The sequence below is a fragment of the Devosia sp. genome, from assembly GCF_034675085.1.
Classification (GTDB): Bacteria; Pseudomonadota; Alphaproteobacteria; order Rhizobiales; family Devosiaceae; genus Devosia.
The window spans coordinates 1-6,677 of record NZ_JAUCDN010000191.1 but is presented as its reverse complement, the minus strand read 5'-3'; the positions used below and the strand labels follow the sequence as shown (position 1 = coordinate 6,677).

Here is a 6,677-nt window from a genome sequence, read left to right as displayed (position 1 = left end):
GCTATATGGCGCTGGGCGAGCTTGGGCTCGACGGGCGCCTGGCCCATGTCGGCGGGGTTCTGCCCGCCGCCATCGCCGCGCAGGCGCGCGATCTGGGGCTGATCTGCGCCGCGCCTTCCGGCCCCGAGGCGGCCTGGGCCGGCGACGAACTCGATATCATCGCCGCCGAAAGCCTGCTGGCGCTGGTCAATCACCTTTCCGGCCACCAATTGGCGGCTCGTCCGCTGCCGGCGCGCCATGCGGCCGAAACAGCCTTGCCCGATCTGGCCGATGTGCGGGGTCAGGAGGTGGCGCGCCGCGCGCTGGAAGTGGCGGCGGCCGGCGGCCACAACATGCTGATGATCGGCCCGCCCGGTTCGGGAAAATCCATGCTGGCGGCGCGCCTGCCCTCCATCCTGCCGCCGCTCGAAGCGCGTGAGCTGCTCGATATTTCCATGATTCAGTCGATTGCCGGGGAACTGGCTGGCGGCGCACTGTCCGATCGCCGGCCGTTTCGTGCGCCCCATCACTCCGCCTCCATGGCGGCGCTGGTGGGTGGCGGCATCCGGGCCCGGCCGGGCGAGGTGAGCCTGGCCCATAATGGCGTGCTCTTTCTCGATGAATTGCCCGAGTTCGCCCCCAGCGTTCTCGACAGCCTGCGCCAGCCACTGGAAAGCGGCGAAACCGTCATCGCTCGCGCCAATATGCGGGTGAGCTACCCCAGCCGCGTGCAACTGATCGCAGCGATGAATCCCTGCAAATGCGGGCTTTCCGGCACCCCGGGCCATGTCTGCAAGCGCGGCAGGGCTTGTGCCGACGACTATCAGGCCCGCATTTCCGGCCCCTTCCTCGACCGCATCGATATCCGCATCGACGTGCCCGCCGTCAGTGCTGCCGACATGATCGTGCCGGCGGCGAAGGCGGAAAGTTCGGCGGCGGTTGCCGGCCGTGTCATGCGGGCGCGCCAGCGCCAGCGTCAGCGCTTCGCCGCCATCGGGGCGGCCGATATCTTCACCAATGCCGCCGCGAGTCCGGCGCTGATCGAGCAGATCGTGAACCCCGACGGGGAAAGCCGGGCGCTGTTGATGCAGGCAGCCGAACGCTTCAATCTTTCCGCCCGCGCCTATCATCGCGTGCTCAAGGTGGCCCGTACCCTTGCCGATCTGGCAGGCGAAGACGCGGTGGGCCGCCCCCATATCGCCGAGGCCCTGAGCTACCGGATCAATTTCCGCGCCGCCTGAGCTGTGGAAAGGCCTGTGGGTAAATGTTTCACGTGAATCCGCAATTGACACCCTGGCGGCGCTTAGGCGTCCTTAACCGCTGCCGCATAAAAGTCATGCTGACGTGTCAGCAGGACAATGATGAGAAGATCGGGCGAACTGATCCAGTGGAATAACAAATCCGGCTATGGCTTCGTGCGCGACCAGTCGGGCCGGGATTACTATGTCCATATTTCGGCGGTGAGCGGGGACGCCAGGCCACGCCTGGGCGACCAGCTTTCCTTCGAGACGCGCATGGGGCGCAAGGGCAGGCCCTCGGCCAGCGATGTTACCGTCATCGCCTCCTCGCCTGTTCCCGCGCCCAGTCTGCGCCAGGCGATCCAGTCCCCTTCCGGCATTTCCCGCTATCATCTGGGCCTGCGCACGGCGGTGGCCACGCTGCTCACGCTGCTAATCCTGTTCATTATTGCAGCGGACCGTTCCCTGCTGTGGCTGGGTCTGGTCTATGTGGGCATGGGCGTTGGCTCGGCCCTGCTCTATCGTTTCGACAAGCTCTATGCCCTGGCCGGCCAGTATCGGGTCAGCGAGAGCAATCTGCATTTGGTCGATCTGTGCGGCGGTATTATCGGCGGGCTGGCGGCCCAGGAAGTTTATCGCCACAAGACGGTCAAGCCCGCCTTCGTGGCCACCACCTGGGCCATTGCCCTGGCCCACCTGCTCTGCCTGACGCTTCTCGCCTTTGCCGGCAGGTTTCTCTAGGCGGCGCGGGAAGGCCTCGCGCCGCCTAGATATCAGTGGAATTGCGCGGCTTCGGTCGATTCGCCCATGGCCGTGGTAGCGCTGCGCCCCTCGCTCACCGCCAGAGAGATAGCGTCGAAATAGCTCGTACCCACCTCGCGTTGATGCCGCACGGCGGAGAAACCGTGCTTTTCCGCGGCGAATTCAGCCTGTTGCAGCCGGCTATAGCCGGCCATGCCATCCTGCTTGTAGGCGCGGGCAAGCTCGAAGGTGGAGAGGCTCAGATTGTGGAAGCCCGCCAGGGTGATGAACTGGTACTTATAGCCCATGGCCGCGATTTCGCGCTGGAAGCGGGCCATGGCAGCCTCGTCCATATGCTTGGCCCAGTTGAAACTGGGCGAGCAATTATAGGCCAGCATCTGACCGGGATGGATCTTGCGCACGCCCTCGGCGAATTTTTTCGCCTCCTCCAGGTCGGGTCGGGAGGTTTCGCACCAGATGAGATCGGCATAGGGCGCATAGGCGATGCCGCGGGCAATGGCGGCGTCTATGCCGCCTTTGAGGCGGTAAAAGCCCTCGGCCGTGCGCTCGCCGGTGACGAAAGGCGCATCATAAGGGTCGATGTCGGAAGTGATGAGCCGGGCGGCCTCCGCATCGGTGCGTGCCATGATGAGAGTGGGCACGCCCATGACGTCGGCGGCCAGCCGCGCCGCGTTGAGCGTGCGAATGAACTGGCTGGTCGGCACCAGCACCTTGCCGCCCAGATGCCCGCATTTCTTTTCGCTGGCCAGTTGGTCCTCGAAATGCACCGCCGCCGCGCCGGCCTCGATCATGGCCTTCATCAATTCAAACGCATTGAGCGCGCCGCCGAAACCGGCTTCGGCGTCGGCGATGATGGGCACGAAAAAGTCGGTATCGGCGGTGGACAGGCCGTCAGCCCGCTCCATGGTCTGGATCTGGTCGGCGCGCTGCAACGCCTTGTTGATGCGCCGGACCACCGAGGGCACGCTGTCGACCGGGTAAAGCGACTGGTCGGGATACATGTTACCCGAGGAATTGGCGTCGGCCGCCACCTGCCAACCCGACAGATAGATGGCCTTGAGCCCGGCCTTGACCTGCTGCACCGCCTGGTTGCCGGTGAACGTGCCCAGGGTTGGCACGAAATCCTCGCTCTGCAGCAATTGCCACAGCCGCCGGGCGCCGTTTTCGGCCAGCGTGTGGCGGATGGGCAGCGAGCCGGAGAGCCGGGCGACATCGGCCTGGGTATAGTTGCGACGAATGTCACGCCAGCGGTCTGGCGCATAATCGGGGGTGGGGAAATGCGGCTTGTCGAGCATGGTGTCTCCTCCTTTTGGGCATGGCCGATTGGTCCCGCGGAGGCGGGCGGCATGACTGATTCACGTGAAACGGGATGGCGTTCTAGCCGGCGACCTTGCGGCTGAAGGTGGCGGCAACCAGACCCTGGCCGGAAAAAAGATCGGTGCTGCCGTCTTCCCCCACCAAGGAAAACTGGTGGCGGCCGATGCGGCCGGCGATGGCATAGCCCTGCACATCGAGCCCGCGCACCTTGAACTGTGCCATGGCGGCGCCGGCACTGGGGGCGATGATGGTGAGATATTCTTCGCGTTCGCTGCTGCTCGGGGTCATCCGAAAGTCTCCTTCTGTCGGTGTTGTAAAGATTTGACAGATGGGGGCGATATGCAAGAATAATGCGCAAATCCGGCGGTAAACCTGTAAAGCATCCGTCAAGTTCTGCCGTCGATTTTGTAAATATTGTAAAGTTCGGGGCTGCCATGAACGATGCGCAGGACATGCAGATCGGGGAGCGCATCAAGCGGCTGCGGCGCCAGCGCCATATGGCCCAGGCCGATTTGGCCCAGGCCCTGGGCATATCGGCCAGCTATCTCAATCTGATCGAGCACAATCGGCGCAAGGTCACCGTGCCGCTGCTCTTTGCCATCGCCGGCCATTTCGGTGTTGAGCCGGGCGAGCTGGTCGATGGCGACGAGGGGCGTCTGGTGGGCGACCTGATGGAAGCCTTCGGCGACGATATCTTCGCTGACAGCGACCTTACCAATCTCGAGATTCGCGATCTCGCTCATGCCAATCCGGCGGCGGCGCGCGCCATTCTGCGCCTTTACGATCGCTATCGCCTGCTGGCTGGCGACCATCCCGTCGCCACGACGCCCGGTGGCGCCGAACCGTTCCATCTGGCCACCGATGCCATCTCCGATTTTCTCCAGGAAAACTCCAACCACTTTCCCTCGCTGGAGGCGGCGGCCGAGCGTATCCGTGCCGATATCGATCGGACAGGGGATGGTTTCGAGCACGGCCTGAAAGCCTATCTCTTCAATGTCTTCGGCGTGGAGACGCGCCTGGCCTCCCTGCCCCACGGCATTGCCCGCCAGCGCGATCCTCGCCGCCAGCATCTGCTGGTGTCCGATATCCTGCCGGCCGAATCGGCGCTGTTCCTGATCGCCCATCATCTGGGTGAGCTTGCCGCCGGCGCCGAGATCGACGCGGTCATCGCCGCCTCGGCCCTGCCCAAAGGCGATGCGCCAGCCCTGGCGCGCAACGTGCTATCGGCCTATTTCGCCGCCGCGCTGGTCATGCCCTACGAGCCGTTCCTGCGCGCCTGCCGCCATTATCGTTACGATATCGAGCGTCTTGGAAGGCGCTTTTCCGCCAGTTTCGAGCAGGTCTGCCACCGCATGACCACCTTGCAGCGAAAGGGCGCGTCCGGCATTCCGCTGCATCTGGTGCGCACCGATATCGCCGGCAATATCTCCAAGCGCTTTTCCCTTTCGGGCATTCACATTCCCCGCCATTCGGGGGCCTGCCCGCGCTGGAATATCTATTCGGCCTTTCTAAGCCCGGAGCGGATCAATGTCCAGCTCAGCCAGATGCCCGACGGCCAGAAATATTTCTGTATCGCCCGCACCGTGCTCAAGGGCGATCATCGCTACAATGCGCCGCGCCGCTATATGTCGATCGGTCTGGGCTGCGCCATTCACCACGCTCGCGAGATGATCTATTCCGACGGCATGGATTTGACGGGGGAAAGCCAGGTCGTGCCGATCGGGGTGGGCTGCCGTATCTGCCCCCGGCTTGAATGCGGCCAGCGCGCCCATCCGCCCGCCGACCATCGTTTTCGCTTCGATGAAAATATTCGCCCCGAAAGCCTTTATGCGCGCATGGCCTGAGGGTCAGCGCGCCCGGCGGTCCTCGGGCCAGCTTTCGCGCCAGGCTTTTTCCAGGGCGGCGCGGCGCCGGCCATAGCGTTCATCGGTCAGGGCCAGGGCGGTGATGCGGTCGGTGCGAAAATGGCGGAAGGCTTCGCGCAGGCAACACCAGGCAGCAATGACCTGCTTGCCCTCGTAATAGGCCAGCTGCACCGGCCAGATGGTACGCTCGGTGGCATTGCCACTCTCGTCGGCATAGCTGATCCGCAACGCTTTTTCGCTGCGCATGGCCTGGCGGACCTCGCCCAATATGGGCATCAGCGCCTTGGGGCTCCAAACCGCGACGGGCCACAGGCCGGTATCGTTGATGCGGTCACGCAGATCGTCGGGCGAGGCCATGGCGATCTTGGCCAGGGCATTGCTGGCTGCAAGCCCCAGCCCGTCATCGGGTTGCGCCCCGACCCAGCGCGCGCCCAGCACCAGCGCTTCGAGCTCGTCGGGCGTGAACATCAGTGGGGGCAGGAAAAAGCCGGGCTTGAGCATGTAGCCCACTCCAGCCTCGCCATCGATGGGCGCGCCCAGCCCGATCAGGGTCTGGATGTCACGGTAGAGCGTGCGCACCGAAACGCCCTGTTCCTCGGCCAGCACCGCCGCCGTGATCGGGCGGCGGTGGCGGCGCAAGGCGTCCATGACGGCGAAAAGGCGCGCGGTCTTGTTCATGCCGGGCGCCTTGGCCTCAGGCGATCTCGAATTCGCACCAATGATGGTAGGGGCGATCCGGGGAATGGATGACATTGGGGAAATGCGGATTGTGCACCGCATCGGCGAAAGCCTGGTCTTCCAGGCAGAAGCCGGCATGCTTGCCATAGCGCTTGCCGTCCAGGCCCGGCACGGGGACGTCGGTCCATACCCCGTTATAGAACTGGAGGCCCGGCCGGTCCGACCACAGCCGCAGTGTCAGCGCGCTATCGGGGCCGGTGACCGTGGCGATGGGCTTGGCCGGGTCGCGCCCGCTATCGAGCACCATGCCGATATCGTAGTCGACCGGGGCTCCCCCCGCGTCGCGCATGATTCGCGATCGGCGCAGATCGTAGAGGGTGCCGGCCGAGGGCAGGATGGCGCCGGTGGGCGCAAGGTCGGCGCCCAGCTCGGTATAGGCGCTCGATTCGAGCTGGACCTTGTGGTCCAGCACTGTGTCGGAGGTGCCCAGATTGAAATATTGGTGCTGTACCAGGCTGATCGGGGTCGGCTGGTCGGTGGTGGCGCTGAGGTCGAGCCGCAGCCTGTTGCCGGTGAGCGTATAGACAGCGGTGAGGTTGAGATTGCCCGGATAGCCCATGGCCCCGTCGGGGCTGAAATGAGTGAAGGCGACGCTGTTGGCGGCCGAATTGACGTGGCCTTCCCAGACCTGGCGTCCCAGGCCCTCCTCCCCGCCATGCAATTGCAACGCGCCGGCATTGGGGGGCAGGCGATAGGTCTTGCCATTGAGATCGAAGGAGGCATTCTTGATGCGGTTGGCGACGCGCCCGGCCAGCGAGCCGAAATGGGGGCTATGGGC

General features: G+C 64.5%; 7 protein-coding genes. 3 read left to right on the top strand and 4 right to left on the bottom strand.

Going from position 1 to position 6,677, the window contains the following annotated elements:
- On the top strand, positions 1-1,220 hold a 1,220-nt coding region (locus VDP82_RS12250), incomplete at its 5' end, for a YifB family Mg chelatase-like AAA ATPase (RefSeq protein WP_323015131.1).
- Positions 1,221-1,340: 120 nt separating this feature from the next.
- The gene (locus VDP82_RS12245) at positions 1,341-1,958 is read left to right on the top strand and encodes a DUF1294 domain-containing protein (protein ID WP_323015130.1); all 618 of its coding nucleotides are present in this window, start codon (positions 1,341-1,343) and stop codon (positions 1,956-1,958) included.
- Positions 1,959-1,990: 32 nt separating this feature from the next.
- Here VDP82_RS12245 and aceA read toward each other — a convergent pair whose 3' ends face one another.
- Together aceA and VDP82_RS12235 are read right to left on the bottom strand one after the other, a co-directional pair.
- Positions 1,991-3,274 (bottom strand): isocitrate lyase, encoded by a 1,284-nt coding sequence (aceA, locus tag VDP82_RS12240; protein WP_323015129.1) that lies wholly within the window; start codon positions 3,272-3,274, stop codon positions 1,991-1,993.
- An 82-nt stretch (positions 3,275-3,356) separates the two neighbouring features.
- Positions 3,357-3,584, bottom strand: coding sequence for a hypothetical protein (locus VDP82_RS12235; RefSeq protein ID WP_323015128.1), 228 nt, complete (start codon positions 3,582-3,584; stop codon positions 3,357-3,359).
- Between the two features lie 146 nt (positions 3,585-3,730).
- Here VDP82_RS12235 and VDP82_RS12230 point away from each other — a divergent pair, with 146 nt between their 5' ends.
- Positions 3,731-5,140 (top strand): helix-turn-helix domain-containing protein, encoded by a 1,410-nt coding sequence (locus VDP82_RS12230; protein WP_323015127.1) that lies wholly within the window; start codon positions 3,731-3,733, stop codon positions 5,138-5,140.
- A gap of 3 nt (positions 5,141-5,143) precedes the next feature.
- Here VDP82_RS12230 and VDP82_RS12225 read toward each other — a convergent pair whose 3' ends face one another.
- Complete coding sequence (locus VDP82_RS12225) at positions 5,144-5,839, bottom strand: YafY family protein (protein WP_323015126.1); 696 nt, start codon at positions 5,837-5,839, stop codon at positions 5,144-5,146.
- Positions 5,840-5,855: 16 nt separating this feature from the next.
- The coding region (locus VDP82_RS12220) for an aldose epimerase family protein (RefSeq protein ID WP_323015125.1) at positions 5,856-6,677 on the bottom strand (822 nt) is incomplete at its 5' end.

Coding starts and splice junctions, on each gene's coding strand:
- VDP82_RS12245 (WP_323015130.1), top strand. CDS start 1,341: ATGAGAAGATCGGGCGAACTGATCCAGTGGAATAACAAATCCGGCTAT.
- VDP82_RS12225 (WP_323015126.1), bottom strand. CDS start 5,839: ATGAACAAGACCGCGCGCCTTTTCGCCGTCATGGACGCCTTGCGCCGC.
- aceA (WP_323015129.1), bottom strand. CDS start 3,274: ATGCTCGACAAGCCGCATTTCCCCACCCCCGATTATGCGCCAGACCGC.
- VDP82_RS12230 (WP_323015127.1), top strand. CDS start 3,731: ATGAACGATGCGCAGGACATGCAGATCGGGGAGCGCATCAAGCGGCTG.
- VDP82_RS12235 (WP_323015128.1), bottom strand. CDS start 3,584: ATGACCCCGAGCAGCAGCGAACGCGAAGAATATCTCACCATCATCGCC.